A 26939-nucleotide genomic window follows, 5' to 3' on the forward strand; every position below is an offset into this window, starting at 1 on the left:
TGAAGTGTTCGGATTTCCGCAGTTGTTGTGCGCTGTTCCGCAAGAGGAAGGTCCCCCTCGTCCGGCATTCGCAGCCTCCCTACAACCACTCGCCCTTGCCGAGCGTGGCGATGGCGGCGACGATGCGGGTGAAGGCTTCGGCGGCCCGCGGCACGGTTTTGCGGGCGCGCAGGAAACTGTGCACGAGGCGCGGCTCCTCGTACCACCAGGCGCGGCCGCCGGCGGCAAGGATGCGGTCGCGATAGGCCTCGCCGTCCGACGACAGCGGGTCGCATTGCGCGGTGACGACGACCGTCGGCGGCAGGCCGGAGAAATCGCTGTCGCGCAGCGGCAGGAAGGTCGGGTCGTCCGGTGACTTTGCCTTGCCGGAGCGGACCTGGCGATAGAATTCGATGTCGCTGAGCGTCAGCAGCGGCGCCTCGGCGTGCTCGACATAGGAGCCGGCGCTCTCGTCACCACCCAGCTCGGGATAGATCAGCACCTGGCCGATTGCAGGGCGAGGATGGCGGCGCGCCGCGTGCGCCACCCCAGCGGCAAGATTGCCGCCGGCGCTCTCGCCGCACAGCACGACCGGCAGGCCACCTGTCGACGCCGCCCATTCGAACACCGCCAGCGCATCGTCGAAGGCGGCCGGATGCAGATGTTCGGGCGCCAGCCGGTAGTCAGCGGACAGCACGGCAAAGCCGGTGCCGGCGCAGATCTCGGCGCAGATGTCGTCATGGCTGTCGAGCCCGCCAAGCACGAAGCCGCCGCCGTGATAACAGACGACCATCGCCTGCGGCGCCTTGCCTGCCAGCTGGTAGCGCCGGATCGGGATCGCATGGTCGCCGGCAACCGTGTTGTCGCTGGTCTCGACGCCTGTGGGAGTCCCCGCGTGGAACGCCCGGCACATCGCGTCATAGACCGCCCGCTGCTTGTCGACCGGCAGGTCCATTTCGGGCGGATACCATGCATTGACGCGGTCGATATAGGCCCACAGCGCCGGCTCGAGCAAAGTTGCGTATTTCCCCCGTTTTGCTGTCTCGGGCTGTTCGGCGCCACTGACCATCGCCATCCGGTCCCACCAAATCCGCTGGAAGCGTCAGAGCTCGTCGTAAAGCCGGGCCGCGTTTTCATAGGTGAAGCGCAAAGGTACGGAACCCACGACCTGCCATGCATCGACCGTCTCGCCTGCCATCAGCCGGCAGGCGCCGTCGGTGGTGGTGACGGCGCCGCCATAGAGCCGGTTGGCAAGATTGAGGATGGCGGTCTGGTGCATTGCCGTGCTGCCGCTGCCGCAGGCGTCCTTGACCAAAAGCACGCGAAAGCCGAGTGATACGGCATCCCTGACCGTGGCGTCGATGCAGGCCTCGGTCCACACGCCGGCAACGACCAGCCACTCGATCCCTTCGGCCTTGAGCCGGCCCGCGGCAGGGCCCGAACCGAAGGCGCTGGCCTCGGTCTTGACCAGCATCATCTCGCCGTCGACCGGCGCCACTTCCGGACAGATCGCCGTCAGCGGATCGTCCTTGTCGGAGAAGGCCGACTTGCCATTGGCATCGACCGGATGGAACCGCCGCGCCTCCCGGGTGAGATCGACGATATAGGCCGAATGGTAGAGCAGCACATCGTTGGCCCGTGCCGCCGCCTGCAGCCGCTGGACGTTGGCGAGGATGTCGGCGAAACCCTCGACCAGGTAGCGCTGGTCCTGCCGATGCTCCTCCTGGAGGTCGACGAACACTGCGGCCACCGTGCCGCGTTTGATGGAGACCGGGCTCCTCATTCGGATACCTGAACTTCGTCATTCCAGGGCGAAGCAGCCGCGAAGTGGCGTCGCGAAGACCCTGGAATGACGAAAGCATGAGCGCTGCGGTTAGTCCCGACGATTTGCGATACCGCACTGCGACCAGTGGTGGATGCTGGGATCAAACTTGTTTCTCCACAAAATCGTCCTCATACGGAAATCGCGACAGAAGCTCGGTGCCGGTCTCGGTGATCAGGATCTCGTCCTCGAGCTTGACACCCTCGCGGCCGCCTTTCTCGCCGATATAGCTCTCGACGCTGACCACCATGCCGGGCACGACAAACCCGTCGCGGCCATAGGTCTCGTAGTCCATGGCGTGCGCGATGAACGGCGTCTCGCCATGCATACCGACGCCATGCATGACAGACGTGTAGCGCTGGTCGACGAAGCGGTCGGGGATTTTCCAGGCCTTTTCGGCGATGTCGCGAAACGCCATGCCCGGCCTGACTATCGAGATGTTGTGCTGAACCTGGTCGTGGGCCATGCGGTAGAGTGATTTCTGATAGTCCGTCGGCCTGCCCGGCCCGCAGCGGAAGGTGCGCGAGAAGTCCGAATAATAGCCGTAGCAGCCGATCGTATCGGTATCCAGCGCCAAAAGTTCGCCCGGCCTGATCTTGCGGCCGCTGGCTTCGTTGAACCATGGGTTGGTGCGCTGACCCGAAGTCAGCAGGCGGGTTTCGATGAACTCGCCGCCTTGCCGGATCACCTCGTGATACATGATGGCGAACAGGTCGTTTTCGGACACACCGGGCTTGATCGCCTCGCGCACCGCATAGACGGCGGCCTCGGCGCCGGCCATCGAGACCTGCAGGCATTTTACTTCTTCGGGCGTCTTGACCGCCCGCACGGCGAGAATTTCACCTTGACAATCCCGGACCTCGCAGCCGCGCTTTTCCAGCGCCAGCGCTTGCAGATGGCCGCAACGGTCGAGGCCGAGCTTCATCGAACCGCCGCCATGCGCCTTGAGCAGTTCGGCGATCTCGTCCGCGAAGGGACCTGCGGTTTCGTCGTCGCGGCCCGACACCGAGGACCAGACCAGCTTGGACGGGCGCGCCTCGTCGATCGTGTCGAGCACCATCGAGACATGGTAGCTCTGCGGATACTCGAACAACACGATCGGCCCTTCGGTAGGGATGAAGAAGTAGCGGGTCGAGTTGCGCAGGAAATAGCCGAACATGTTGCGCGAGCCGGTGGCGTAGCGCTGGTTGTAGGGATCGAACAGCACGACGGCGCCATAACCGGCCTCGCGCATCCAGGCGCGCAGCTTCGCCAGCCGGCCTTTGCGCAGCGCGTCCGCATCGATGAAGGACGGCTCGGTGTCGGAAAGCCACATGCCGCCGGCCGGATCGGCCGCCGCCGGGTGGCGCATGCGGTCTTTGAAGTCGACGTCCTCGGTGCTGTCGGGGTCAAAAACGACAATGCTCATGGGGTGCCTCCTGGAAGCCCTGAACATAGCTGTGCGCCGTGAAGAGCTTGTGCGGAATCCCGCAAATGTCGTGCTGAATGCCGCTGCCTCTTTCAGTGGCAGGTCGCAAACTTTCAAGATTAGCCCGAAGCATCCCTCGCCTTCGTCATCCCAGGGCGGAGCAAGGAGCGAAGCGACGCGGCGCAGACCCTGGGATCCATGCCGTTACATCTGCCGAAGAATGCAGCGGCCAAGAATGGCGCTTGTATCCGCAACTGCGCTCGTTACCGTTCAGCCATGACCGGCTATGCCTACATGACCGCGAGCCAGAAGCGCGGCACGATCTACATCGGTGTCACCGATGATCTCGGCCGCCGCATGCCGGAGCACAAATCCGGCGCAGGCTCGCGCTTCACCAGCCGCTACGGCGTGCAGCGTCTGGTCTGGTACGAGGAACATTTCGACATTCGCGACGCCATCCAGCGCGAGAAGTCGCTGAAGCGCTGGCCGCGCCAATGGAAGATCGAGCTGATCGAGAAGACCAATCCAGAATGGTTTGAGCTTTTTCGCGGAACCAGGTGGTAGCGTTCGGTTCTGCTCCGCAGGAGCACTGCCGCGAGGTAACGGCATGGATCCCAGGGTCTGCGCCGCGTCGCTTCGCTCCTTGCTCCGCCCTGGGATGACGAAGTGGGAGGTGTTTCGGCTAATAGGCTTTGCGCTTTTTCGGACCTAATGCCTGCGCGCCACCTTCGGCGCATGTCCATGCTCTTCCCTAAAAGCCCGCGCAAAGCTCGACATCGAAGCGAAGCCGCAGGCGAGCGCCACGTCCCGCACCATCAGCGTCGAATGCCCCAGGAGATCGGCGGCGCGCTTCAGCCGCAGGCGGCGGTAATAGCCATTGGGCGAGATGCCGAGCTCGGAGCGGAAGTTTCGTTCGAGCTTGTCGGAGGAGACGCCGAGCTTTTCCGCCAGCGCCGCCATGCCCAGCCGCTCCTCCACCGCATCCTCCATGATGGCGATGGCCGACAGCACCAGCTCGTTCTGGACGCCGGTGCGCAGCCGCAAGGGCATCAGCTTGCGGTCGACGCTGGAGCGCAGCGGGCTGTGCACGAACCATTCGGCGACGCCGGCAGCGAGTTCGGGGCCATAGTCGTTGGTGATGATCTCCAGCATCATGTCGAGGCTGCCGACGCCGCCGGCCGAAGTGAAGCGCTTGCGGTCGATGACGTAGAGATCGCGCCTAAGCTCGATGTCCGGGAACGCCTCCGTGAACGCCGCCTGGCTGGTCCAGTGCAAGGTGCAGGCATGGCCGTCGAGCAGGCCGGCTCGCGCCAGAAAGAAGGCGGCATCCGCCACCGCGCCGATATGGGCGCCGCCGCGCAGGCTCCTGCGGATCCAGCTCACCGCATGGTCGGCGACGAGATGATCGGCGTCACCGCCCGAACAGACGACGATGCGGTCGACCTTCGGCGCATCGCCGGCGAAAAAGCCGGGCTGGATGACGACGCCGTTCGAGGCCTCGACCGGCCCTTTGGCGGCGCCGACGATGATCCAGCGATAGCAGTCCCGCTTCGCCAGCACGTTGGCCGCGCGCAACGGCTCGATCACCGAACTGAACGCCATCATCGGAAAGCCGGGGAAGACAAGGACGGCGAAGGTGAGGGGGGTGTCGGTGGGTTTTGGTTGATCGTGCGTGAGGATTTTCATGACTTCAACCGTGCCCTGTCGGCAAATGCGGGAATGGCCACAATTCCGCCGGATGCGGCGGAGGTCAACGAGCTATTGCACAGGCCCTAGGGAAATCGCTTCAGGTTTGCGCTGCCCCTCATCCGCCTGCCGGCACCTTCTCCCCGTTAACGGGGAGAAGCCCGCTGGCTGCTGCCTCTGCACTCTTTCTGCAATGCTGGAAATTGGCGAAATCATCGACGAGAGTGTCCCTCTCCCCGTTTTACGGGGAGAGCGACTGTCTTGGTTGTCAAGCGGTTTGCCATGGTTTTTGGTCCCGCACGATAGCGTTGAGGGTAGTGAGGAGTTTTCGCATTGTGGCGACGACTGCGACGATTTTCGGCTTGCTGGCCGCGACAAGGCGCTCGCGGAAGGCCTTGAGGACGGGGTTGTGTCTGATGGCGACGAGGGCAGCCATGAAGAGGACGGCGCGCACGCGGCTCCTGCCGCACCGATGAAGCTCTTGCCGCGCCATTTGCCGGACTGCCTCGTCCATGGCGCCAGGCCGGCGAGCGCGGCAAAAGGCCTACGAGCCGCTCGACCAGATCCTCCACCCCGGCGTGGTCGTTGTCACCCAAAATGCTCAAAACATGCACGTCCAGCCGGTCCTTCGAAACGTCGATGCCAACAATGATTTCCATCCTGTCCCATCCTTGCCTAATCGGGCTTCGCTTGCGGCCCAGCGACTGTTCGGGTTCGATGGAACGGCGGACGAAGACCCTTGCTCTCCCACGGGCTCGATCACCCAAAGATGCTCCGGTCTCCCGTCCGCCGCCGCACCTGCTTTCATAGCAGAGTCGGCACAGAACAAGTTACAAAGGTGCCGGCAGGCAGATGAGGGGCAGCGCCGGCATCTGTGATTGATGGCCTCAACACCGGTTGAACGGTTTTCGATGGCAGAAGCGGGTGCCCCAAGCTGCCCCCCCTCAACTCGCCAGCGCCTGATCCAGATCCGCAATCAAATCATCGCCATCCTCGATCCCCGCCGACAACCTCACCAGCGAATCGGAAATCCCGATCTCAGCCCGCTTCCCGGCCGGGATCGAGCCGTGCGTCATCAGCGCCGGGTGCTCGATCAGGCTTTCGACGCCGCCAAGGCTCTCGGCCAGGGTGAACAGCTGAGTGTGTTCGAGGAAGCGTTTGGTGCCGGTGAGGTCGCGGTCGAGCTCGACCGTGATCATGCCGCCGAAGGCGTGCATCTGCCGCCTGGCGATTGCGTGCTGCGGATGGCTGGGGAGACCGGGATAGATGACGCGGCGGATGTCGGGGCGGCGTTTCAGCCAGTGCGCGATCTTCTGGCCGTTCGACGAATGGCGCTCCATCCTCAGCGCCAGCGTCTTGAGGCCGCGCAGCGCGAGAAAACTGTCGAACGGCCCTGATATGGCGCCGATGGCGTTCTGCAGAAACTTTAGCTGGTCGGCCAGATCCTTGTTGTCGCCGACCACGGCGACGCCGCCGACCATGTCGGAATGGCCGTTAAGGTATTTCGTCGTCGAGTGGACTGATATGTCGATGCCGAGCTCCAGCGGCCGCTGCAGGTAGGGGCTGCAGAAGGTGTTGTCGGCGACCGAGAGCACGCCTTTGCGCTTTGCCAGTGCCGCGACCGCTTCGAGATCGACGACACGCAGCAGCGGGTTGGTCGGCGTCTCGACCCAGAGCATTTTGGTTTCCGGGCGGATCGCCGCTTCGACCGCGGCCAGATCGGTGAAATCGACGAAGTCGACCTGGAGGTTGGCCGAGCGCTTGCGCACCCGCTCCAGCAGCCGAAACGTGCCGCCATAGATGTCGTCGGTGGCGACGACATGGGCGCCCGAATCGAGCAGTTCGAAAATGGTGGCGATCGCCGCCAGCCCCGAAGCGAAGGCGAAGGCGGCCGTGCCGCTTTCGAGATCGGCCACTGCGCGCTCGAACGCAAAGCGGGTCGGGTTCTGGCTGCGCGCATATTCAAAACCCTTGTGCACGCCCGGGCTCTGCTGTCCATAGGTCGAGGTCGCGTAGATCGGCACCATCACCGCGCCCGTCGTCGGGTCGTGACTCTGGCCGCCATGGATCGTGCGCGTCGAGAAGGCCAGACGGTTCCTGCCCGATACGATGGCTTTGATAGTCATTTTGCGCGGCGCCTCAGATGGTTGATCAGGTCGATGCGGGTTATCAGGCCGATGAACTCGTAGCCATCGAAGACGATGGCGACTTCGTTGCGATCGAACACCGGCAGCAGCGCGTCCAGCGTCTGGCTGGCCTGCAGCGTGTGCAAATTGGAGGTCATCGCCGTGCGGACCGGGGCCTTAAAACGGTCCCAGCGGCTGTCATAGGGGCCTTCCACGTGGGCGAGGATATCGCTTTCATCGACGATGCCGACCAGCTTGCCGTCGTCCAGCACCGGCAGTTGCGAGACATCCGAACGGCGCATGCGGCCATAGGCGTTGAGCAGGCTTTCGTCCGGGCCGACAGACACGATGTCGCCGGTGCGGAGCGTGCGCATCACCAGATCGCGCAGATCGCCATGCTGCTCCTGCTCGGCCAAGCCTTGCTCGGCCAGCCAGAAGTCGTCGAACACTTTCGACAGATATTTGTTGCCGCTGTCGCAGACGAAGGTGACGACCCGTTTTGCGACGGTCTGCTCGCGGCAATAGCGAAGTGCTGCCGAAAGCAGCGTGCCGGACGACGAGCCGGCAAGGATGCCTTCCCTGGAAAGCAGGTCGCGGACCGCCAGCATGCTCTGCTTGTCAGTGATGGAGTAGGCCTTCTTGACCAGCGACAGATCGGCATTGGGCGGGACGAAATCCTCGCCGATGCCTTCCACGGTCCAGCTTCCGGCCTCTATCATCTTGCCGGTCTTGATCAGGGGCGCCAGCACCGAGCCGACCGGATCGGCGAGAATCATCTCGGTCTTCGGCGAGGCCTTTGCGAAATAGCGGGCAAGCCCGGTCAGCGTGCCGCCCGAGCCGACGCCGACGACCACCGCGTCGACGTCGCCGTCGAGCTGCGAATAAATCTCAGGACCGGTCGTGGTTTCATGGGCGTCTGGATTGGCCGGATTGGCGAACTGGTTGGCATAGAAGGCGCCGGGTAGCTCGGCGGCGATCTTTTCGGCCATGTCCTGATAGTATTCGGCGTGGCCCTTGCCGACATCGGAACGCGTCATGCGCACCTCCGCGCCGAGCGCGCGCAGATGCTGGATTTTTTCGCGCGACATCTTGTCGGGCACGACGAGGATGATGCGGTAACCCTTGGGGATGCCGACCTGGGCAAGGCCAAGACCGGTGTTGCCGGCGGTCGCTTCGACGATGGTGCCGCCGCGCTTCAGCTTGCCCTGTTTTTCGGCGGCGGCAATCATCGACAGCGCGATGCGGTCCTTGATCGAGCCGCCGGGATTCTGGCTTTCGAGCTTGATGAACAGCCGGCACTTGCCGATGTCGAATTTGGTCAGCTCGACGACCGGCGTCTGCCCGATCAGGTCGAGAACCGATGCATAGGGCGGACGCAGGCGGGACAGTTCATCGTCCCGTGCCACGATCTTATGCTTGCTCATATCAGATGCTCCATGGTCAAGCGACCGCCTTGGCAGGCTGTCAGCCTATCCTCTTTTCCAGACATTTGCAGTCTGAAAGAAGATAGATCGTGCCAATCCAATGGCCAGACGAGGAATGGGATTCCAACTCGCACCTTCGTCATCCTCGGGCTGGACCCGAGGATCCATGCCGTGGCGGATACCGAGGAATGGGGCGGTCCAGACCTTCGTCGATGCACCGTCTCCGCCTCAAAGTTTTCTGCACTACTGTGACGCTCGCAGGTCACGGAATGGATCCTAGGGTCTCCGCGACGTCGCTTCGCTCCTGCTCCGCCCTAGGATGACGGAAGGGAGGGTAACCAAAGGAATCCTTTTCAGCCCAGCAACCGCCGGCTCAGCCGCGCGCACTGGGCGCGGATGTCCGGAATGGCGTCGATCTCGAAAAACGTGCCGCGCGTCAGCGGCCCGACCGCCAGGATCTTGGCCGAGACAGTACCGTCGCTGGCGATGACCTCGCAATTGTCTGATACGTCGAGGCCAAGGCGCAGCGGATCCGGCCGGGCCAGCCCGCGGTCGACCAGCGACCGCACCACGCTGTTCGAGGTGGTCGAGATGTCCCTGGCGATGCCGGTGCAGTCGTAGATGCGGGCGACGTCGAACGTCTCGATGTTTTGCGTGTGCCGCGACTGGACCTCGACCGTAAATTCATCGCCCGCCGTGATGCCGACGACGCGCCCGGCGACAAGCCGGATGCGGCCCGATTGAACCGCCTCGGTGACGCGGGCGTAAACCTGTGGCGCCATGCGATGGCGGTGGATGTCCCACCACGCCTTGGTGTGCTCGACAAAGCGGCGCTTGGCCGAAGGCGGCCAGTTCTGCCAGATCTTCTGGTTGAACGGCCTGAGACCGTCGACAACGTCGCGCCAGTCGGTGCCGGCCTTCTGGTTTTCCCGGATCAGGCCGCGGAACCAGCCGACGAAATAGGAAAGCTGGGTGCCGAGCGGAATGTCGGCAACGTCGAGCTTGATCGGATTGCCCTTGCGGTGCGGCGAAGGCAGCAGGCCGCGCCGTGACACCGCAATAATCTCGCCGCGATGGCCGCGTTGTTCGAGCGACAGGAAGGCATCGACCATGCTCAAGCCGGTGCCCAGCACCAGGACTCGGGCTTCCGGGTCGAGCGCGGTGTCGGCTTCCGATCCCATCCTGATCGCATGGCCCTGGCCGGCGCCCGGCTCCTCGTCGTGCCCGGTCGCCAGCACGGCAAGGTGGGCGACGACGCTGGTGCCGTTGGCCAGCGTCACCTCGGCCCCGGACCCGGTCGGCGAGATCGACAGGCTCTCCTCGCGGATCAGGCGAAGACGCCCCGTCTCGCGAGCCTGGAGCTCGTCCAGCAGCTCCTTCAGGTAGCGGGCATAGACGCTGCGCGGCGCATAGACCGGCGCTTGCTCTGGGGTTGCCAGGCCGCGTTCAAGCAGCCAGCGCCAGAAATTGCCGGGATCGTCGGCATAGGCGCTCATGCCGGCCGCGCTGACATTCAGCACATGCGCCGACAGCAGCGTGGAATAGGCGATGCCCTGGCCGAAATGCGGGCGCTTTTCGATCAGCGTGACGCGGAGATCGGGATTGGGCGATTTCAACAGATGCGCGGCAAGGACGCCGCCGCTGGCGCCGCCGCCGACGATAACGATCGAATTTGGGATAATCGAATTTGCGCGGCCGGTCATGCGCGCACCAATTGCCTTAGGAGCCGTCGGTTCCGGCTCAGGCCTGGATTTTCAACGCAGCCGAAAGGTCGTCGTCGCCGGCGATATCGCGCATCTCGGCGAGGCTGCGCTGATCCAGCACCTCGGCGATCGCTTGCCGGACCTCGAGCATCAGGTGTCGGACTTGGCATGTCGCCTCGTTGCAGTCTTCACAGCGCTGATAACGGGTGCGGCTGGCGCAGGGAATGGGGGCAAGCGGCCCGTCGAGCACGCGCACGACATGGCCGATCTTGATTTCATCCGCCGACCGCGCCAAGCGATAGCCGCCCTCTTTGCCCTTGCGGCTCTGGACGAAACCGGCGTTGCGCAATTCGCCGAGGATGGCATCGAGAAATTTCTTCGGAATGTTGTTTCCGGTGGCGATATCGCCAACGAAGGCGAGCTGTCCAGCCGGCAGCCGCGCGAGATGGACGAGCGCCTTAAGGCCGTACTTGCCCTTTTTCGTGAGCATAGACCGAACGTTTCTCTGTCATGGGATGGCGCAAGGCCATCGGTTGCGTCCCTGGCGTGTCTCCCCACCGCGTCCAAGCTTGTATGCCTCATAATTTCTAGTGACATGATATACAAGCCGAGAATTGTTGATTTAGTTTGGTTTTCAAGCCGCTGTGGCGATTTAAGCCCAGGCTTGTGACGCCGAGGACACAGAAACACGGCTCGCATACACGGCCCAGAGCCGATACCAAGAGCGATCGCCGCGGTACGGTGGGTATGGTCGCTCATGTCTTGAACTCCCTAATGTCGATAAGAATACTATAGTTACCTTCGAAGACAGGGAATAGGTTCCAATTCGCCGGCTGTTTGAAGCAGGGATTTTTAGCCCAGTGGCCTGATGGGGAATTCCAGTGCGTGCCGTGTGGCCGGCCGCAACGGCTAGCGCTGAGCCTGATCTGCAAGGTCTGCCATTAGCGTTGGCCTTAATGGCTTCGTCCTCCCAGGGCGGAGCAGGAGCGAAGCGACGTCGCGGAGACCCTGGGAATGTAGGCTGCCCTTCCGCTTGCTTCCCGGCATCAAAGAAAGTTCCGCACCATAGCGACGCACTGATGTCACGGCATGGATCCCGCTGCGCTCCGCTTCGCGTTCGCTACGCCCTGGATGGCGAAGCTCGTAGGCCTCGACCAACCTCCAAGGTTCTAGCGCCAACTATTGCGAGGACCCCGCCGCAGCCGCTCGATCCGCTCGCCAGCCCGTCGCCGACAGCTTTTTTCCGCCGAACCCGCCGCGGTTGGAAGGATTTACTCTACAAGACTGATAGAATTAGCAGACTATGAAGGGCAGTCCGGTTTTCTCTTTTCAAGGAGCCTTCCATGTCCACCATTTCGCGACGCATCGTTCTCCTGTCGTCCGCAGCCCTTGCGGGCGCCGCCTTCCTCGGCCCGGCCCAGGCGCAAGACCTCAAGATCACCATCGGCTACCAGACGGTGGTCGAACCCTCGAAAGTGCCGCAGGCAGACGGCGTCTATGAGAGCACGACCAAGGCGGCCATAGACTGGCGGAAGTTCGATTCCGGCGCCGACGTGATCGCCGCCGTCGCTTCCGGGTCGGTCGATATCGGCTATGTCGGGTCGAGCCCGCTGGCGGCGGCCGCCAGCCGCGAGCTTCCGATCCAGACCATTTTCATCGTCGGCCTGATCGGTGAGTCCGAGGCGCTTGTCGCCCGCAACGGCGTCGGCATCGAAAAGGTCGCCGACCTCGCCGGCAAGAAAGTGGCCGTGCCCTTCGTTTCGACGACGCATTACAGCCTGCTTGCCGCGCTGAAGCATGAGGGCGTCGATCCAAAGTCGGTCGAAATCCTCAATCTCAGGCCGCCGGAGATCGCAGCGGCCTGGGCGCGGGGCGACATCGACGCGGCCTATGTCTGGGATCCGGCGCTCGGCCAGATCAAGTCGTCCGGCAAGCTCGTGCTGGACTCATCGCAGGTCGCCGCCTGGGGCGCGCCGACCTTCGACGCCTGGATCGTGCGCACCGACTTCGCCGAGAAGAATCCAGAAGCGGTGCGCGACTTCGTCAAGGTGACGGGCGCCGCCTATGCCGAGTTCCTGGCCAAGCCGGACGCCTGGTCGGTGTCGTCGCCACAAGCGGCCAAGATCGCCAAGCTCACCGGCGCCAAGCTGGACGACGTGCCGCTGCTGCTCAAGGGCTATGTCTTCCCGACGCTCGGAGAACAGGCCTCGGACGAGTTTCTCGGCGGCGGCACGGTCAAGGCGATCGAGGCGACATCCGCTTTCCTCAAGGAGCAGGGCAAGGTCGACGCCGTGCTGCCCGACTATTCGAAATATGTGTCGTCGAAATATGTCAGCGAGGCGCTGGCCTCGAACTGAGTGCATGAGTCCGGAACTGTCGGTTCCGGAAAAGAACGCGCGCGGTTCTCCTCCCTAACGCCGCGTGCTGCCTGTCCCGGAGCCGCTTTACGCATCGGCCCGAAAATCGGGTTCGATTTTCGGAAAGCACGATGCGTAGATTCAAGTGTTAGAGCGTACTTTGTGCGTCCAAGCGGACGCACGTCGCTCTAACAAGGAGCGGCTTCGGGACAGGGAGATTCGGACTATCAGCGAGGCCACATGACGCATCTCGTGCTCGACAAAGTCTCTGTCCACTATGACGGCCAGCCGACGTCAGCCGTCGAGCGCGTGTCGATCGACGTCGCCAAGCACGACTTCGTCGTTCTGGTCGGCCGCTCCGGCTGCGGCAAGACCTCGCTGCTCAATGTCGCCGCCGGCCTGGTCGAGCCGGTGCGCGGAAGCGCCTCGATCGGCGGCAGGCCGATCACCGCGCCCGGCTCGGACCGCGCCGTGGTGTTCCAGAACGACGCGCTGTTTCCGTGGCTGACCGCACGGGAGAATGTTGCCTTTGCTCTCAGGCTGCGCGGTATCAGGCCTGCTGAGCGGGCGCGGCGCGCCGACGCACTGCTCAAGCTGGTGAAGCTCGACGGCGCCGGCGACAAGCACATCTGGGAGCTTTCCGGTGGTATGCGTCAGCGCGTCGGGCTGGCCCGCGCTCTCGCCGCCGAACCGCAATTCCTGCTGCTCGACGAGCCGCTCGGCGCGCTCGATGCGCTGACGCGCGAGCGTATGCAGACGACGCTGCTCGATCTGTGGACCGCAAGCCATGTCGGCGTGCTGATGGTCACGCACGGCATCGAGGAAGCGCTGGTGCTCGCCACCCGTATCGTGGTGCTGGCGCTCGGGCCGGGCCGGGTAGTGCGGACTTTCGAAGCCGGCTTCAGCCGGCGCTATGCGGCCGGCGAGCCCATCCGCGCCATCAAGGCCGATCCGGCCTTCGCGGCGGCCCGAGGCGAGCTGACCGACGCGATCTTCGAGGGAGAGGCGGCATGACCGTCACCTCCTACACGGAACGGCCAATTGCCAACGCCGGCGCCAAGGCCGACGAAGCCGATATCTTGTCGGTGCCGTGGTCGCGGCCGCGGCCGAAACGAGGCCGGGTTTCGGCACGCGTGGTCAGCACTGTCACCATTCTGGCCGTGCTGGCGGCATGGGCGCTGTCGGCTCGCCTGCAACTGGTGTCGCCGGTCTTTCTTCAGTCGCCTGCCGCCGTTTGGACCAAGTTCATTGCGATCGCCCGCGACGGTTTCGTGGACGCGACGCTCGTCCAGCATATCGTCGCCAGCCTGGGCCGCGTGTCCGCGGCGCTGGTCGCGGCCGTCATCATCGGCGTCCCCGTCGGGTTGGCCATCGGCATCAGCGTGATAGGTCGCGGCATCTTCGATCCGCTGCTGGAATTCCTGCGGCCGATCCCGCCGCTCGCCTATCTGCCGCTGGTCATCATCTGGTTCGGCATCGGCGAGCCGTCGAAGATCCTGGTAATCGCCATCGCCATGTTGGCACCGGTCGCGCTGTCGACGGCTTCGGGCGTTCGCGGCGTCTCGCAGGAACGCGTCAACGCGGCCCGCTCGCTTGGCGCGACGCGGGCGCAGGTCATACGGCATGTGATCCTGCCCAGCGCCCTGCCCTCGATCTTGACCGGCCTGCGCATCGCGCTTGGCGCCGGCTGGTCGACGCTGGTCGCCGCCGAGTTGGTGGCGGCGACGCGCGGGCTTGGCTTCATGATCCAGTCGGCCGCCCAGTTCCTCGTCACCGACGTCGTGGTGATGGGCATCCTGGTGATCGCGGCCATCGCCTTCGTGCTCGAATTCATCATTCGCAGGCTCGAGCGCGCGCTCGTCCCGTGGGCAGGACGGGAGTGAACAAAGGAGAGACAGTGATGGACCATTCCACCGCAACGCTGTTTGCCTTTCTAGGCAGCCGGCTTCGCCTGATTCAGACAAGGGACAATCAGGCGGCCGAGGACGAGCCCAGATCGCCAGTTCCCGTCCGATTGGACGCCGAGCGCAACCGCCTGCCGCCGCGCGACGAAAGCTTCTACTGGGCCTGGCAGTATTGGTCACAGTGAGTGGCGCCTACCGGCCTCCCGCGCCATCTGATCTGATCCCTGCAACAAACCGCTGCGCACCCCGCTCCAAGCCCGAGGGCTTGCTTTGAGCGCCATGCATTGGCTCAACCGCGCGAACGGTTCGCCCACACCAGGCCGCCCAGGCCGACCAGCGCAGTGATGATACCGATATAGAGCCATTGCGGCTGGCCGGTCATGAAGCTGCCGCCGACGAGGCCGACGCCTTGCAGCGACCAGAGCGCGCCGATGGCGAGCACAATCAACGCCAGCAGATTTTTGATAAATCTCATCGCCGAAATTTCCTTCCCAAGTCGATTGTCAATTCAGCCATGACCGCGACGACATAGCGAAAGGAAGCGACCCGATCGCTCTCACATCTACTTGCATAGTAAGCCCAGGTCATGGCGGAAACACCCATGGTGCTGGTTCGAAGACACCAGACATACATCGTCGCAGCCCCAACACTTACCTGACGGACTGTTTCCCGCCGACTCCAAACGTGTGCTGTAGTCATGGAACCGCCAGATGATTGCCGCATTTCGTGCCAGATTCGATCCGTAACGGCCGGGGCCAGTCAAACGGAGGCACTTGCCACAGATGAAGAAACCCCACCAGACCGCGCTTGTCGCGGTGACGATCGCGGCTGGCCTGATGGTCGGCGCATCCACCTCCCCTGCCGCCGCGCAATGCGGCCGCGCATCCTGGTACGCGCTGTACTCGAAGACCGCTTCCGGCGAGCGGATGAACCCGTCGGCGCTGACCGCCGCGCACCGTACCTTGCCTTTTGGCACAAAGCTGAAGGTCACCAACCGCAACAACGGCCGCAGCGTCGTCGTGCGCATCAACGACCGCGGCCCGTTCATCAAGGGGCGCGTGATCGATCTGTCGAAGAGCGCCGCAAGGCGGCTCGGCTTCATCAGTTCGGGCCATACTTCCGTGTGCACCGACCGCGTGTGACCCTTCTTGTGTCCGGCCAGAGCCGGACACGCTCTGCCTCGTTGCGCCTTCGCAACCGCACAATAAGCCGGCTGCCGCCGTTCAAGCCGGTTTTCAACAGCTTAGACGAAAGTGTCAGCATAAATCACGGCACTTGACGTATTGCATCGCAGCAGTTTGTTGTTAACCTCCGCGCGAGAGATTCAAGGCTCGGCACTGCTGTCGTCCCTTCGGTCGCAGCAGCGGGGTTCTCGATGTTCTACCAGTTCTACGAATTGAATCACGCCGCCGTGCAACCGGCCCGCCTCTATGCCGATGCGGTGCGGATGTTCTACACCAATCCGCTCAATCCATTCACGCACACGTCCTGGGGCCGCTCGATCGCGGCAACGGCCGAATTGTTCGAGCGCACCACGCGCCGCTACAGCAAGCCGCAATTTGGCCTAACCAAGACGGTGGTCGACTGGAAAAGCGTCGATCTCATCGAAAAGACGGTGTGGTCGCGGCCGTTCTGCAATCTCCTCCGTTTCGAGCGGGCGGTTCCCGCCGGCCGCCGGCCTGATCCGAAGCTGCTGATTGTGGCGCCGATGTCGGGCCACTATGCAACGCTGCTGCGCGGCACGGTCGAGGCGATGCTGCCCCATGCCGATGTGCACATCACAGACTGGGTCGACGCCCGCATGGTGCCGCTCAGCGAGGGCAGCTTCGACCTCGACGACTACATCGACTACATCGTCGATATGCTGCATGCGCTGGGACCCGACACCCACGTCATGGCGGTATGCCAGCCCTCGGTGCCAGTGCTGGCGGCGGTGGCGCTGATGGAAACGCGTGGCGACCCGTTCGTTCCCTCGACAATGACGCTGATGGGCGGGCCGATCGATACCCGCCGCAATCCGACCGCGGTCAACCTTCTGGCCGAGGAAAAGGGCATCGACTGGTTCCGCGACAACGTCATCATGCAGGCGCCGTGGCCGGTGCCCGGCTTCGGCCGTGATGTCTATCCCGGCTTCCTGCAGCTTTCGGGCTTCATGAGCATGAATCTCGACCGCCACATCATCGCCCACAAGGACTTCTTCATGCATCTGGTGAAGCATGATGGCGACAATGCCGAGAAGCACCGCGACTTCTACGATGAATATTTGGCGGTGATGGATCTGACGGCGGAGTTCTACCTGCAGACGGTCGACACCGTGTTTGTCCGCCATGCTTTGCCCAAGGGCGAAATGATGCATCGCGGCGTGGCCATCGATCCCTCCGATATCCGCAATGTCGCCCTGTTCACGGTCGAGGGCGAGAACGATGACATTTCCGGCCTCGGCCAGACCCAGGCCGCGCACGACCTCTGCATCAACATCCCCGCTGACAGGCACGCTCACTATGTGCAGCCGGCGGTCGGCCATTACGGCGTCTTCAACGGCTCGCGCTTCCGCTCCGAAATCGTGCCGCGCATCGTCGACTTCATCACCAGCTATGGCCGCCAAACCCGCGTTGCGGTGAAGCCGAAGCTGGTTCGCACCGCCAGAAAGTAAAGGAACGGCCGTGGAACGGCGGTCTCGTGTCCGCTTAGTCGATCTGTTGCACAATAGCCGCTGTTTCGGCCGCGCGGGTAACCATGTCGCAAAACTGGCCGTTGGTATAATTGACACGGACTGTAGATCGCCCTTAACCTTTCGTTAACAACAAGGGACGAGGGGGACAATGATTTCCTCACCACTGGCGAGAACGCTACGCGTGTGCGCACTGTTTGGGCTGGCACTCGCGGGAGGCTGGTCGACGACGGCATCGGCGGCCGGACCGATGGCAACCGGCGGGCCGACATCGCAGCCGATCGGCCACTACGATTTCTGCAAGACCAGTCCGGCCGAATGCTCGATCCACCCGGGCAATCTCGCCCCGGCCACCATGAGTGGTGCGCTCTGGCGCAAGATCCTCAGCGTCAATGCCAGGGTCAACACCGCCGTCAAGCCGATAAGCGACATCGACATCTACGGCAAGGACGAGGTCTGGGCCTATCCCGTCAAGGGCGTTGGCGACTGTGAGGACTATGTCCTGGAAAAGCGCCGCGAATTGAACCGCTTGGGCGTCTCGTTCGCCAATCTTCTGATGACCGTCGTGCGCAAGCCGGACGGGGAGGGCCATGCCGTGCTGACGGTGCGCACAAGCAAGGGCGACTACATCCTCGACAATCTGGACGGAAAGGTCCGCTCATGGGACCGGACCGGCTACCGCTTCCTCAAGCGGCAGGCGATCGACAATACCGGCCACTGGGTCTCGATCCGTGATGGCCAGCCGGTTCTGGTCGGCGCGGTTCAGTAGCAGTCCGTCACTTTGGCTGCTTCAGCGCGGCGCGGATCGACGCGGTGATGCGGCGAAGCTCTGCTTCGTCGAGTTTTTCGATGTTTTCGGCCAAAACATTGGCAAGCTCGGTGGCGGCGGGGCTGAGGCCCGACGTGTCGAGCTTCACCCGTGGATGCGAGGTCTCGGCCAGCCGCGCGAGTTCTTCGGCATCGTCCCATATGACATTGAAATAGCCGATGATCTTCTGGATCAGCGTCCAGGTCGGCGCGCCGCGGCGGCCATGCTCCAGCGCCGACAGATAGGCGGCGCTGACGCCGATCGCCGCGGCCATCGCCTTCTGACTGACGCCGCGTTCGCTTCGCAGGGCGCGAAGCTTTTCGCCGAACGGAGTCATCCGCGCGCGCGCCGCAGGCGGACATAGAGCGCGCCCGAGCCGCCATGGTTGCGGGCGGCGTGATCGTGGCTGGAGACGAGCGGCCTGAATGCGGGTGTCGACAGCCAGGCCGGCACGGCGCGCCGCAAGATGCCGTCGCCGCCCGACGACGAGCCTTTGCCGGTGATGACCAGCACGTAGCGGATTCCGCCGGCATGCGCCCGGTGCAGGAAGGAAAACAGCAGCGAATAGGCTTCGTCCTGGCTCAGGCCATGCAGGTCGACGCGGCCTTCAATCGGCAACCGGCCCTTCGACAGTTTTTCCAGCGTCGGTTCATCGAGCGCATGCGAAACATGCTGCGTCTTGGCTTTCGCCGCCGCAGCCGGAGCCATCGCCTGGACACGCGGCGGTGGCGTCGTGTCATCACTGATCTCCGGGCCGATATCCGGGATGTAGATGGCGGACTTGCCCTTCAGCGGCTTGGCGGTGCGCGCCACCAGGTTCCACAGGACCCGATCGTCCTCGCTCAGCCTGTCGATGCGTCGGGTCATTGCCCCGCTCCCGGTACAAGCGGACGCGGGATCAGCGCGTAGAAATCGGCAGGGTTGCGGACGATGCCGGCGATCTCGCCGGCCGCATCTCCCGTTCCGGCGAACAGGTCGCCGCGGGCCGGGCCGGTGATGGCCGAGCCGGTGTCTTGCGCGATCATCAGCCGCCGGAACGGCTTGTTGTCGAAAGCGGTGAGCGACGGCCCATCGATGTAGAACGGCGTGCCGAATGTATGCAGCAGACGGTCGACAGCGACGGAGCGGCCCGGCGTCAGCGGCACTTTGGCGGCAGCGATCGGTCCGAGTTCCGGGTCGTCGCCCCCCGCCTCGCTGACCGAAGTCTCGCGGAAGAAAATATAGGAGCGGTTGCGCCACAGGATCTCGTCGATGCGCTCCGGATGCGCCTTGAACCAGGCGCGGATCGACTGCATGGTCACCGCTTCGAGCGGGATTTCGCCTAGCTCACTCAGGATCGTGCCCGGTCCGGTAAAGCGCTGGCCGGATTTGGCGGCATAGGTGACGCGGCAAAGCCGACCGTCGGTCATAGTGAGCCGCGCAGAACCCTGTACGTGGATGAAGAAGGCGTCGACCTTGTCGGCGAGCCAGGCGATTTCCAAACCGTTGCCGATGAACGCGCCGCGCTCGATCTCGCCGCGGTCGAAATACTCGACCGGCCCATTCGACGTGGCGCGGCCGAAGGCGAGATAGGGATCCATGCCGGGCGGCCGGTTGACGTCGTCGATGTCGACGAGATCGGCCGGACGCGACAGCAGCGGCACCGTAAATCGTTCGGTTCGCACGGGCGAGGCGTCGACCACTGGTTCATAGAAGCCGGTGACGAGGCCGGCGCCGCCGTTTTCGGCCCTTATGTGCGCCGGGATGAAATGACGCTCGAAAAAAGCGCGGGCTTGGCGCCGGTCCGTTGGCGAAACGGTGCGGGCTGCAGCGTAGGCTTCGGTGAAGGCCTTGAAGTCGACGCCGAGCCCGCCGGTGCGATAGGGTTTTGTCAGGACATGAAAGGCCGAACGCCGGAAAGCCGCGAACGCAGCCAGATGGTCGTCCTCGTCCCAACCGGGCAGATCGTCAAAGGATTTTTCGCTGAACGCCTGAGAAAGCGGCACCGGAGCCTCGCCGTGGTCCGGCTCAGTCTTCTTCTTCGGTGGCGACGAGCTTCCAGTTCGGGTCGCGCGAGCGGGTATCGCGGGCGAAAGTCCAGACATCCTTGACCTCGGCAACGGTCTCGGGATCGCCGTCGATGACGGCGCCGGCCTTGTCGCGCGTCGCCGAAATCAACTCGCTGACGATGCGCAGCGTGATATGCGCCTCGCTGCCCTTCATCTCGGCGGAAACGATGTCGGCCTTGTCGATGCCGACGAAGGAGGACTGGATTTTTTCCGATTTCGCCTCGCGGTCGCCGATGGCCGCGACAAAGCCGTCATAGACCTCGCGCGACAACAGGTTCTTCAGCGTCTTGCGGTCGCCATCGGCATAGGCCATGACGATCATCTCATACGCCATCTTGGCGCCGTCGACGAAGGTCTTCGGGTCGAATGACGGGTCATTGTCCTTGATCGTGCGCAGGCCCTTGTTGAGATCGGTGTCAGGCTTGGCGAAGGCGTCGATCGCCGCATAGGCGTCGATTGCCGGCTCTCCCGGCGCTCGCTTGCGCGGCAGCGAGACAACATTCTCGGGTTTCTGGGCGTCGTCGCGCGTCCGGCCCGCCGTATAGGGATCGAAGGGCGGGCGTTCGCTGCCGGTACGGCGGCCGAGCACATTGCGCAGCTGGAAAAAGATCACAACCGCCGCAACCAGAAAGAAAATCGTGCCGAAGTCGAAGAATCCCATATCTTCCGCCAATCAATCCCTACTCCGGCCGGACCGCCCGGCCAGGCAATGGCTGCGGTCGCATAGCGTTCAACATCCAAAGCATATAGAACGCAAGCTGCAATCATTCAAATTAAAGGCAGCCATACCTATCTAAAAGGTCCAGTGCCAGCGGCGATTGCCCGCCGGCCGGCAAAACACGGTAACGATCGGTCAAGATTTGCGCATTTCGCTGCTTCCCCTGTTCCTCCTCGCGCTTCCGCTGCTGGAGATCGCCGGTTTCGTCGTTGTCGGCCGCCAGGTCGGCGCGCTGGCGACGGTCGGCTTGGTGCTGGCTTCGAGCATCGCCGGCGCGCTGTTGTTGCGATACCAGGGTTTCGGCGTCATGAGGCGGGTCCGTGCCGAAATGGACGCCGGACGTGATCCAAGCCGCCAGCTCGCGCATGGCGCGATGATCGTGCTGGCGGCGATCCTGCTCATCATTCCCGGCTTCATCACCGACGTTTTCGGCATTCTGCTGTTCCTGCCGCCGGTCCGCGACCTCGCCTGGCGCCTGCTGAAAGGCCGCATCGTGCTGGCGACCAGTTTCGGCACCGGCGGATTCCGGGCCCGGCAGCGTGACAAGACCATCGACCTCGACGACACCGACTATTCGCGCGGCGACGATCACGGGCCGGATCACAATTCCCCCTGGCGCCGCCTCAAGGACGAGTAGGTCGCCTCGAGGACGAGTAGGTCGGCAAACGCTTCAGGGACGACTAGGTCAGCAAACCTTGTCTTGTCATGCCGACCATGGTAGCGAACGCCCGATTTCAATCCGGTCAGCAACGCTGCCCAGGCAAAAGGACAAAGGCTTATGGCCAGCAAAGACGACGCGCCGACCGGCGCGGCCAGCGGCAACGGCGACGCGACGCAGCCTTCGCTCAACGTACTTGCCCAATATGTGAAGGACCTTTCCTTCGAAAGCCCCGGCGCACCGAACTCGCTGCGCGGCCGCGACAAGGCTCCCGGCATCGCCATAAACGTCAATGTCAACGCCAACCCGCTTTCGGACAAGCAGTTCGACGTCAATCTGACGCTGAACGCCAAGGCGTCCTTCGATAAGGAAGTGCTGTTCAACGTCGAGCTGGTCTATGGCGGCGTGTTCGCCATCAGCGGCTTCCCGCAGGAACACATGCTGCCGCTGCTGTTCATAGAATGCCCGCGGCTGCTGTTCCCGTTCGCCAGGCAGATCATTGCCGAGGCGACGCGCAATGGCGGCTTCCCGCCGCTGATGCTCGACCCGATCGATTTCGCCCAGATGTTCCAGCAGAAGCTGGCCGAGGACCAGGCTGCCAGCAAGGTCAAGGTGAGCTGAGGCGAGTGCTCGGTGAGGTTTGAAAAACCCGGCCTCGCGCCGGGTTTTTTTGTTTTGAGACGAGCTCCTCGATCCTACAAGTTGGATGCCGATCGGCCGCGAACGTAGATAAGCCCTGTCAGCGGCCAATTCAGTGGCAAATCGCAAACATCTAGGATTGGCCGAAACACCCTTCCACTTCGTCATCCCAGGGCGGAGCAAGGAGCGAAGCGACGCGGCGCAGACCCTGGGATCCATGCCGTTACCTCAGCCGAAGAATGCAGCGGACCGGAACCGAACACTACCACCCCGTTCCGCGAAAAAGCTCGAACCATTCTGGATTGGTCTCCTCGATAGTTCGATCTTCCATTGGCGTGGCCAGCGCTTCAGCGACTTCTCGCGCTGGATGGCATCGCGAATGTCGAAATGTTCTTCATACCAGACCAGACGCTGCACGCCGTAGCGGCTGGTGAAGCGCGAGCCTTCGCCAGATTTGTGCTACGGCAGGCGGCGGCCAAGATCATTGGTGACGCCGATGTAGATCGTGCCGCGCTTCTGGCTCGCGGTCATATAGGCATAGCCGGTCAAGGCGGAACGGTAGCGAGCCAGTTGCGGATGCAAGCGCCGTTCTGGGCCGTTGCATTCTTCGGCTGATGTCACGGCATGGATCCCAGGATCTGCGCCGCGTCGCTTCGCTCCTTGCTTCGCCCTGGGATGACGAAGCGAGAGGGGTGTTTCAGCTAATCTAGAAGGTTTGCGATTTGCCAGGAACTGAACCATCGACGTCCGCCCGCCGATCGGCATCCGCCCCGCCAAAAATCGCTATGCCGCGGAACTCGCTTCCGGGGCGACGCGCAGCCAGAGCGCCTTTTCGCCTAAGGTGCCGACCATGCTCGCGTGCGCGGTGCGTTCTGCGTCGGTCAGACGAGACGGCAGCGCTATCGGCCGCGCGCCGATGCTGATGTCGATATCGTCGACATTTCTCCTGCCGCCGGCCGGCGCCGTGGCGCTGTCGAGGATGAGCGCCGCCTGTTTGCCGCCGATGAGCTCGATATAAACCTCGGCCAGCAATTCCGAATCGAGCAGCGCGCCGTGCTTGGTGCGACGGGCATTGTCGATGCCGTAGCGCCGGCACAGCGCGTCCAGCGAATTCGGACCCATCGGATGCTTGCGGCGCGCCAGCGCCAGCGTGTCGACGACAAGTCCGGGGTCAACGAGCGGGTGGCCAAGCCGGCCGAACTCGACATTGAGGAAAGCGATATCGAAAGTGGCATTGTGGGCGACCAGCTTGGCGCCGTCGATGAAGGCAAGAAACTCCTCGGCGATATCGCTGAAGGTCGGCTTTCCCATGAGGTCGGCGGCGCTGATGCCATGAACGGCCTGCGCCTCCGCATGAATCGGTCGTCCCTGCGGATTGATGTAATGGTGGAAGGTGCGGCCGGTCGGGAACCGATTGACCAGCTCGATACAGCCAAGCTCGATGACGCGGTCATCACGGAAATCGAGACCGGTGGTTTCCGTGTCGAAGATGATGTCGCGCATCGAATCAGTCCGTTGGTTCCGGCGTCATTCCAGCCGAATCATGAGGGGAACAAATTGGCAACATATTACGCCGGATGCAAGCGTCGTTAAGCAGGCTTGCCGGCCTTATCCCCGGCTAGTTCGGCGACGATCGCATTGACCGCCGCGCGCGCCGCATCAAAACCTTGTCCGGTGTCGATGATGAAATCGGCGCGCTTGCGCTTTTCCGCGTCGGGAACCTGCCTGGCCAGGATCGACGCCAGTTTCTCGTCGCTCATACCCGGCCTCGCAAGCACCCGGGCGCGCTGGATTTCGGCCGACGCGGTGACGACCACGACCTTGTCGACGCGGTCGCGGCCGCCGGTTTCGAACAGCAGAGGGATGTCGAGAACGACAAGCGGCGCGCCGGCGGCGCGGTTCCTGGCTAGGAAGGCGTCGGCGTCGGCGCGGACCAGCGGGTGGATGATCACTTCCAGCCGCTTCAGCGCGGCTGCATCACCGAGCACCCGCTCGGCCAGCTTGGTGCGATCGACCGCGCCGGATCTGGTGGTTCCGGGAAACGCCGTCTCGACCAGCGGAGCCGCCTTGCCGGCGTAGAGGCGATGCACCGCCTCGTCCGAATCGTGGACGGGTACGCCGGCCTCGGCAAACATCTTCGCCGTGGTCGACTTGCCCATGCCGATCGATCCGGTGAGGCCGAGCACGATCATGCCTTTCATTCCCTGGTCATTGCTTGGGCGCCAAGATCGGCGACGATCATCTGCCGCAATTCGGCAGTGACCTGCGGCCTGATGCCGAACCAGCGCTCGAAGCCGGGCACCGCCTGATGCAGCAGCATGCCGAGCCCGTCGACGGGTTTCAGGCCCCGCGCCTTGGCCGCGGCCAGCAACGGCGTTTCCAGCGGCACATAGACAATGTCGGTGACGATGGCATGGTCCGGCAGCCTGGCCGGATCGGCGGACAGGCCTTCATTGCCATGCATGCCGAGCGCTGACGTGTTGACCAGCAGGCCGGCATCGGCAAGCAGCTCGCCGGTTGCGGCCGTGCCGTGGGCGGAAACACCGGCGCCGAAGCGGTGGCGCAGTTCCTCGGCTCGGGCGAGCGTCCGGTTGACGATGCGGATGTCACCGATGCCGCGCTCAATCAGCGCATGGATGACCGCGCGGGAGGCGCCGCCGGCGCCGAGCACCACGGCCGGGCCATTGTCTGCCCAGCCCGGCGCATGCTCGTCGAGATTGGCGGCAAAGCCATGGGCGTCGGTGTTGCCGCCCCACAAATTTCGACCTTCGAACCATAGCGTGTTGACGGCGCCGATCTGTTCGGCCGCATCGTCGCGGTGCGTCGCCAGCGCGAAGGCGGCCTCCTTGTGCGGGATGGTGACGTTGCCGCCACGGTAGTCATTCGCCTCGAGCGTTTTGACGAATTCGGCAAACGCCTCCGGCGCGACGTCGATCGCCCGGTAACTGCCGTCGATACCGTATTTCGCCAGCCAATAGGAGTGGATCTTCGGCGACCGGGAATGCGCGACCGGGTGGCCGGTGACGAAGGCCTTTTTTTCGGCCTCAGCCATCGATGGCTCCGAGGTCACGCAGCTTGGCCAGAACGGGCAGAAGCGGCAGGCCGACGATGGTGAAGTAGTCGCCTTCTATTCTTTCGAACAGCTGGATGCCCTCGCCTTCGATCTGGTAGGCGCCGACGCTGGACAGCGCCTTGGCGCCGACCCGCGCCAGATGGCGGCCGATGAAGGCCGGGTCGAGCTTTCGCATGGTCAGGCTGGCGATGCCGACATACCGCCACAGAACCGCACTGTTGCGGGCCAGCACCACGGCGCTATTGAGCTGATGGGTCTTTCCCGACAGCGCCAAAAGATGGCGGCGCGCGGCTTCCATGTCGGCCGGCTTGTGGAACACTTCGTCGCCGCGCGACAGCGTCTGGTCGCAGCCGAGCACCAGGGCGCCGGGCTTTCGCTCGCTGACTTCGGTGGCCTTCGCCTCGGCGAGCACCAGGGCAACATCCTCCGGCGAGATACCGCTGCCCTGCAAAGGTGCTTCGAGCGCGCGCTCGTCGACTTCCGCCGGAACCGCCTCGACCGCCACGCCGGCATTGACAAGCAGCGCCTTGCGGAAGGGGCTGCCCGAGGCAAGGATGATTTTTTCGGTCATTTTTATCTCCCGATTTCTGACGCTCACTGGGGTGTGTCGAGATTCAGATCCGGAGACGGACGTGCAAGCATCTGCTGGATCGTAGTATCCTTCGGCCACTGTAACGGCATGGATCCTAGGGTCTCCGCTACGTCGCTTCGCTCCTGCTCCGCCCTAGGATGACGAAGGCATAGTGATATAGGCCAATCGCAGATGTCCGAGATTGGCAGTTGCGTCGCGCATAGCGGGTGGCGGCTAATGCCAAATCGCAGACCTTCGTAATTGGCTGAAACGCTCCTCACTTCGTCATCCTAGGGCGAAACAAGGAGCGAAGCGACGCAGCGGAGATCCTAGGATCCATGACCTTCGATCTTCGCAGCGCTGAATGGTTGGGCAACACCTCGCCCAACTCCTTGGCCTCATTATCTTGTCTTTCCGCGCAGGGCAACGATGGCCGCCGCCGTCTCTTCGATCGAGCGGCGGCTGACGTCGATCATCGGCCAGCCATGCCGGGTGCAGATCTGGCGGGCGTAGGCGAGTTCCTCGGCGATCGCGGCGCGGTCGACATAGTCGGTCGGTTCATAGGCGCTGGTATTGCCGAGGATGCGGTTCTGGCGGACCTGCGAGATGCGCTCGGCGGTGGCGATCAGCCCGACGATCAGCGGCTTGGTGGCGTTGACCAGGCTTTCCGGCACCGGCACGCCGAGCACGATCGGGATGTTGGCGGTCTTGATGCCGCGATTGGCGAGATAGATGCTGGTCGGCGTCTTCGAGGTGCGCGAAATGCCGACGAGCACGATGTCGGCATCGTCCATATTGGCCGGCAGCTGGCCGTCATCATGCTCCATGGTGAAGTTGAGCGCGTCGATGCGGCGAAAATATTCGGCGTCGAGGACATGCTGGGCGCCGACGCGGCGGCCGGCCGGCGTGCCGAGATATGACTGGAACACGGTCAGCACCGGTTCCAGCACTGAGACGCAAGGCAGGCCCATGGCGGCGCAGCGTTCGTCGATGCCGCGGGCGAGCTTCTGGTCGACGACCGTATAGAGGATGATGCCCGGCTCCTCCTCGATGTCCTCGAACACTTTCGTCACCTGCTTTTCGGTGCGGATGAGCGGGTAGATATGCTCGATGGCGCGCGCGTCCTTATATTGCGCCGAAGCCGCGCGCCCGGCCGCCAGCAGCGTTTCACCGGTGGCATCGGAAATCAGGTGAAGGTGAAAGAAGCTCTGGGGTTTGTTCACAGGGGTTCGTTCCAAGCTGTGGGCCGATGTGGATAAGGTCGGTCGGAAAGATCGGCCGGTTCGGGGCGACTGTATCAGATGCCAGTTTGTCCACAATTCGATGCGCTGTCGGCTTCGTCGG

The 26939-nt window shown here is 63.5% G+C and carries 28 protein-coding genes and 2 pseudogenes; 10 read left to right on the forward strand and 20 right to left on the reverse strand.

Translation table 11 applies throughout. The features are described 5' to 3' along the window. Positions 1–79: 79 nt before the first annotated feature. The 3 genes from NKH36_RS26040 to NKH36_RS26050 form a co-directional block, all read right to left on the reverse strand. Complete coding sequence (locus NKH36_RS26040; protein WP_352965084.1) at positions 80–1054, reverse strand: alpha/beta hydrolase; 975 nt, start codon at positions 1052–1054, stop codon at positions 80–82. 27 nt (positions 1055–1081) lie between these two features. Beyond that, on the reverse strand, positions 1082–1762 hold the full coding sequence (locus NKH36_RS26045) for an isochorismatase family protein (protein ID WP_352959942.1): 681 nt from the start codon (positions 1760–1762) through the stop codon (positions 1082–1084). Between the two features lie 142 nt (positions 1763–1904). Continuing rightward, complete coding sequence (locus NKH36_RS26050) at positions 1905–3209, reverse strand: M24 family metallopeptidase (protein ID WP_352959940.1); 1305 nt, start codon at positions 3207–3209, stop codon at positions 1905–1907. Between the two features lie 276 nt (positions 3210–3485). On the opposite strand from NKH36_RS26050, the gene NKH36_RS26055 reads away from it, so the two are divergent. After that, a complete protein-coding gene (locus NKH36_RS26055; RefSeq protein WP_352960055.1) occupies positions 3486–3773 on the forward strand; it encodes a GIY-YIG nuclease family protein in 288 nt (95 codons plus the stop codon). A gap of 144 nt (positions 3774–3917) precedes the next feature. On the opposite strand, the gene NKH36_RS26060 is transcribed toward NKH36_RS26055, so the two are convergent. From NKH36_RS26060 to NKH36_RS26085, 6 genes and pseudogenes are all read right to left on the reverse strand, one after another. After that, the gene (locus NKH36_RS26060) at positions 3918–4895 is read right to left on the reverse strand and encodes a GlxA family transcriptional regulator (RefSeq protein WP_352959938.1); all 978 of its coding nucleotides are present in this window, start codon (positions 4893–4895) and stop codon (positions 3918–3920) included. Between the two features lie 268 nt (positions 4896–5163). Next, a pseudogene (locus NKH36_RS26065) lies at positions 5164–5444 on the reverse strand (transposase); the annotation flags it as partial. 395 nt (positions 5445–5839) lie between these two features. Further along, a complete protein-coding gene (locus NKH36_RS26070; protein ID WP_352959936.1) occupies positions 5840–7021 on the reverse strand; it encodes a cystathionine gamma-synthase in 1182 nt (393 codons plus the stop codon). After that, the gene (locus NKH36_RS26075) at positions 7018–8445 is read right to left on the reverse strand and encodes a pyridoxal-phosphate dependent enzyme (protein WP_352959934.1); all 1428 of its coding nucleotides are present in this window, start codon (positions 8443–8445) and stop codon (positions 7018–7020) included. The genes NKH36_RS26070 and NKH36_RS26075 overlap by 4 nt, the downstream gene beginning before the upstream one ends. Before the next feature lie 353 nt (positions 8446–8798). Next, positions 8799–10148: an FAD/NAD(P)-binding protein gene (locus NKH36_RS26080; RefSeq protein ID WP_352959932.1), complete on the reverse strand. Its 1350-nt coding sequence runs from the start codon at positions 10146–10148 to the stop codon at positions 8799–8801. Positions 10149–10185: 37 nt separating this feature from the next. Beyond that, positions 10186–10638: an RrF2 family transcriptional regulator gene (locus NKH36_RS26085; protein WP_352959930.1), complete on the reverse strand. Its 453-nt coding sequence runs from the start codon at positions 10636–10638 to the stop codon at positions 10186–10188. A gap of 853 nt (positions 10639–11491) precedes the next feature. Here NKH36_RS26085 and tauA point away from each other — a divergent pair. The 4 genes from tauA (at position 11492) to NKH36_RS26105 (ending at position 14594) form a co-directional block, all read left to right on the forward strand. Next, positions 11492–12505: a taurine ABC transporter substrate-binding protein gene (gene tauA / locus NKH36_RS26090; RefSeq protein WP_352959928.1), complete on the forward strand. Its 1014-nt coding sequence runs from the start codon at positions 11492–11494 to the stop codon at positions 12503–12505. Between the two features lie 240 nt (positions 12506–12745). After that, positions 12746–13519, forward strand: a complete 774-nt coding sequence (locus tag NKH36_RS26095) for a taurine ABC transporter ATP-binding protein (protein WP_352959926.1) — start codon at positions 12746–12748, stop codon at positions 13517–13519. Continuing rightward, entirely contained in the window at positions 13516–14388 is an 873-nt protein-coding gene (locus NKH36_RS26100; protein ID WP_352959924.1) for an ABC transporter permease subunit, read from the forward strand. The genes NKH36_RS26095 and NKH36_RS26100 overlap by 4 nt, the downstream gene beginning before the upstream one ends. Positions 14389–14405: 17 nt before the next feature. Beyond that, positions 14406–14594 carry a hypothetical protein gene (locus tag NKH36_RS26105; protein WP_352959922.1) on the forward strand — a complete coding sequence of 63 codons (189 nt, stop codon included), beginning with the start codon at positions 14406–14408 and terminating at the stop codon, positions 14592–14594. 104 nt (positions 14595–14698) lie between these two features. Here NKH36_RS26105 and NKH36_RS26110 read toward each other — a convergent pair whose 3' ends face one another. Next, positions 14699–14884 (reverse strand): hypothetical protein, encoded by a 186-nt coding sequence (locus tag NKH36_RS26110; protein WP_352959920.1) that lies wholly within the window; start codon positions 14882–14884, stop codon positions 14699–14701. 307 nt (positions 14885–15191) lie between these two features. Between NKH36_RS26110 and NKH36_RS26115 the strand changes: the two genes are divergently transcribed. The 3 genes from NKH36_RS26115 (at position 15192) to NKH36_RS26125 (ending at position 17849) form a co-directional block, all read left to right on the forward strand. Then, complete coding sequence (locus tag NKH36_RS26115; RefSeq protein WP_352959918.1) at positions 15192–15551, forward strand: septal ring lytic transglycosylase RlpA family protein; 360 nt, start codon at positions 15192–15194, stop codon at positions 15549–15551. A gap of 233 nt (positions 15552–15784) precedes the next feature. Next, positions 15785–17062: a polyhydroxyalkanoate depolymerase gene (locus NKH36_RS26120; RefSeq protein ID WP_352959916.1), complete on the forward strand. Its 1278-nt coding sequence runs from the start codon at positions 15785–15787 to the stop codon at positions 17060–17062. A 169-nt stretch (positions 17063–17231) separates the two neighbouring features. Then, complete coding sequence (locus tag NKH36_RS26125) at positions 17232–17849, forward strand: transglutaminase-like cysteine peptidase (protein WP_352959914.1); 618 nt, start codon at positions 17232–17234, stop codon at positions 17847–17849. A gap of 7 nt (positions 17850–17856) precedes the next feature. Here the strand turns inward: NKH36_RS26125 and NKH36_RS26130 are convergent, their stop codons facing one another. Genes NKH36_RS26130 through NKH36_RS26145 form a run of 4 tightly spaced genes read right to left on the reverse strand, consistent with a single transcriptional unit; the run spans position 17857 to position 20597 of the window. Further along, complete coding sequence (locus NKH36_RS26130) at positions 17857–18225, reverse strand: helix-turn-helix domain-containing protein (protein ID WP_352953170.1); 369 nt, start codon at positions 18223–18225, stop codon at positions 17857–17859. Further along, on the reverse strand, positions 18222–18755 hold the full coding sequence (locus tag NKH36_RS26135; protein ID WP_352965096.1) for a Smr/MutS family protein: 534 nt from the start codon (positions 18753–18755) through the stop codon (positions 18222–18224). The genes NKH36_RS26130 and NKH36_RS26135 overlap by 4 nt, the downstream gene beginning before the upstream one ends. Beyond that, positions 18752–19873: a murein transglycosylase A gene (gene mltA / locus NKH36_RS26140; protein WP_352965099.1), complete on the reverse strand. Its 1122-nt coding sequence runs from the start codon at positions 19871–19873 to the stop codon at positions 18752–18754. The genes NKH36_RS26135 and mltA overlap by 4 nt, the downstream gene beginning before the upstream one ends. A gap of 22 nt (positions 19874–19895) precedes the next feature. Continuing rightward, complete coding sequence (locus NKH36_RS26145; protein ID WP_352965101.1) at positions 19896–20597, reverse strand: Tim44/TimA family putative adaptor protein; 702 nt, start codon at positions 20595–20597, stop codon at positions 19896–19898. A gap of 199 nt (positions 20598–20796) precedes the next feature. Here NKH36_RS26145 and NKH36_RS26150 point away from each other — a divergent pair, with 199 nt between their 5' ends. Both NKH36_RS26150 and secB read left to right on the forward strand, forming a co-directional pair. Beyond that, the gene (locus NKH36_RS26150) at positions 20797–21291 is read left to right on the forward strand and encodes an FxsA family protein (RefSeq protein WP_352965103.1); all 495 of its coding nucleotides are present in this window, start codon (positions 20797–20799) and stop codon (positions 21289–21291) included. A 141-nt stretch (positions 21292–21432) separates the two neighbouring features. Next, the gene (gene secB / locus NKH36_RS26155) at positions 21433–21933 is read left to right on the forward strand and encodes a protein-export chaperone SecB (RefSeq protein ID WP_027153623.1); all 501 of its coding nucleotides are present in this window, start codon (positions 21433–21435) and stop codon (positions 21931–21933) included. 280 nt (positions 21934–22213) lie between these two features. Here the strand turns inward: secB and NKH36_RS26160 are convergent. The 6 genes and pseudogenes from NKH36_RS26160 to NKH36_RS26185 all read right to left on the reverse strand — a co-directional run bounded on the left by NKH36_RS26160 (position 22214) and on the right by NKH36_RS26185 (position 26818). Then, a pseudogene (locus NKH36_RS26160) lies at positions 22214–22500 on the reverse strand (GIY-YIG nuclease family protein). Positions 22501–22734: 234 nt separating this feature from the next. Continuing rightward, entirely contained in the window at positions 22735–23454 is a 720-nt protein-coding gene (gene dnaQ, locus NKH36_RS26165; RefSeq protein ID WP_352965106.1) for a DNA polymerase III subunit epsilon, read from the reverse strand. A gap of 86 nt (positions 23455–23540) precedes the next feature. Next, positions 23541–24143, reverse strand: coding sequence for a dephospho-CoA kinase (gene coaE / locus NKH36_RS26170; RefSeq protein ID WP_352965111.1), 603 nt, complete (start codon positions 24141–24143; stop codon positions 23541–23543). A 5-nt stretch (positions 24144–24148) separates the two neighbouring features. Continuing rightward, positions 24149–25003 (reverse strand): shikimate dehydrogenase, encoded by an 855-nt coding sequence (locus tag NKH36_RS26175; protein ID WP_352965104.1) that lies wholly within the window; start codon positions 25001–25003, stop codon positions 24149–24151. Continuing rightward, complete coding sequence (locus NKH36_RS26180; protein ID WP_352965102.1) at positions 24996–25595, reverse strand: Maf-like protein; 600 nt, start codon at positions 25593–25595, stop codon at positions 24996–24998. Before NKH36_RS26180 ends, NKH36_RS26175 begins: the two co-directional genes overlap by 8 nt. A 401-nt stretch (positions 25596–25996) precedes the next feature. Further along, positions 25997–26818, reverse strand: a complete 822-nt coding sequence (locus NKH36_RS26185) for a pyruvate, water dikinase regulatory protein (RefSeq protein ID WP_029348035.1) — start codon at positions 26816–26818, stop codon at positions 25997–25999. Positions 26819–26939 lie beyond the last annotated feature (121 nt).

This window comes from Mesorhizobium sp. M1312 (assembly GCF_040318115.1).
Taxonomy (GTDB): Bacteria; Pseudomonadota; Alphaproteobacteria; order Rhizobiales; family Rhizobiaceae; genus Mesorhizobium.

Bases quoted from the DNA above. Each gene is read 5' to 3' on its own strand.
- NKH36_RS26040 (WP_352965084.1), bottom strand. From the start codon at position 1,054: ATGGCGATGGTCAGTGGCGCCGAACAGCCCGAGACAGCAAAACGGGGG.
- NKH36_RS26045 (WP_352959942.1), bottom strand. From the start codon at position 1,762: ATGAGGAGCCCGGTCTCCATCAAACGCGGCACGGTGGCCGCAGTGTTC.
- NKH36_RS26050 (WP_352959940.1), bottom strand. From the start codon at position 3,209: ATGAGCATTGTCGTTTTTGACCCCGACAGCACCGAGGACGTCGACTTC.
- NKH36_RS26055 (WP_352960055.1), top strand. From the start codon at position 3,486: ATGACCGGCTATGCCTACATGACCGCGAGCCAGAAGCGCGGCACGATC.
- NKH36_RS26060 (WP_352959938.1), bottom strand. From the start codon at position 4,895: ATGAAAATCCTCACGCACGATCAACCAAAACCCACCGACACCCCCCTC.
- NKH36_RS26070 (WP_352959936.1), bottom strand. From the start codon at position 7,021: ATGACTATCAAAGCCATCGTATCGGGCAGGAACCGTCTGGCCTTCTCG.
- NKH36_RS26075 (WP_352959934.1), bottom strand. From the start codon at position 8,445: ATGAGCAAGCATAAGATCGTGGCACGGGACGATGAACTGTCCCGCCTG.
- NKH36_RS26080 (WP_352959932.1), bottom strand. From the start codon at position 10,148: ATGACCGGCCGCGCAAATTCGATTATCCCAAATTCGATCGTTATCGTC.
- NKH36_RS26085 (WP_352959930.1), bottom strand. From the start codon at position 10,638: ATGCTCACGAAAAAGGGCAAGTACGGCCTTAAGGCGCTCGTCCATCTC.
- tauA (WP_352959928.1), top strand. From the start codon at position 11,492: ATGTCCACCATTTCGCGACGCATCGTTCTCCTGTCGTCCGCAGCCCTT.
- NKH36_RS26095 (WP_352959926.1), top strand. From the start codon at position 12,746: ATGACGCATCTCGTGCTCGACAAAGTCTCTGTCCACTATGACGGCCAG.
- NKH36_RS26100 (WP_352959924.1), top strand. From the start codon at position 13,516: ATGACCGTCACCTCCTACACGGAACGGCCAATTGCCAACGCCGGCGCC.
- NKH36_RS26105 (WP_352959922.1), top strand. From the start codon at position 14,406: ATGGACCATTCCACCGCAACGCTGTTTGCCTTTCTAGGCAGCCGGCTT.
- NKH36_RS26110 (WP_352959920.1), bottom strand. From the start codon at position 14,884: ATGAGATTTATCAAAAATCTGCTGGCGTTGATTGTGCTCGCCATCGGC.
- NKH36_RS26115 (WP_352959918.1), top strand. From the start codon at position 15,192: ATGAAGAAACCCCACCAGACCGCGCTTGTCGCGGTGACGATCGCGGCT.
- NKH36_RS26120 (WP_352959916.1), top strand. From the start codon at position 15,785: ATGTTCTACCAGTTCTACGAATTGAATCACGCCGCCGTGCAACCGGCC.
- NKH36_RS26125 (WP_352959914.1), top strand. From the start codon at position 17,232: ATGATTTCCTCACCACTGGCGAGAACGCTACGCGTGTGCGCACTGTTT.
- NKH36_RS26130 (WP_352953170.1), bottom strand. From the start codon at position 18,225: ATGACTCCGTTCGGCGAAAAGCTTCGCGCCCTGCGAAGCGAACGCGGC.
- NKH36_RS26135 (WP_352965096.1), bottom strand. From the start codon at position 18,755: ATGACCCGACGCATCGACAGGCTGAGCGAGGACGATCGGGTCCTGTGG.
- NKH36_RS26145 (WP_352965101.1), bottom strand. From the start codon at position 20,597: ATGGGATTCTTCGACTTCGGCACGATTTTCTTTCTGGTTGCGGCGGTT.
- secB (WP_027153623.1), top strand. From the start codon at position 21,433: ATGGCCAGCAAAGACGACGCGCCGACCGGCGCGGCCAGCGGCAACGGC.
- dnaQ (WP_352965106.1), bottom strand. From the start codon at position 23,454: ATGCGCGACATCATCTTCGACACGGAAACCACCGGTCTCGATTTCCGT.
- coaE (WP_352965111.1), bottom strand. From the start codon at position 24,143: ATGATCGTGCTCGGCCTCACCGGATCGATCGGCATGGGCAAGTCGACC.
- NKH36_RS26175 (WP_352965104.1), bottom strand. From the start codon at position 25,003: ATGGCTGAGGCCGAAAAAAAGGCCTTCGTCACCGGCCACCCGGTCGCG.
- NKH36_RS26180 (WP_352965102.1), bottom strand. From the start codon at position 25,595: ATGACCGAAAAAATCATCCTTGCCTCGGGCAGCCCCTTCCGCAAGGCG.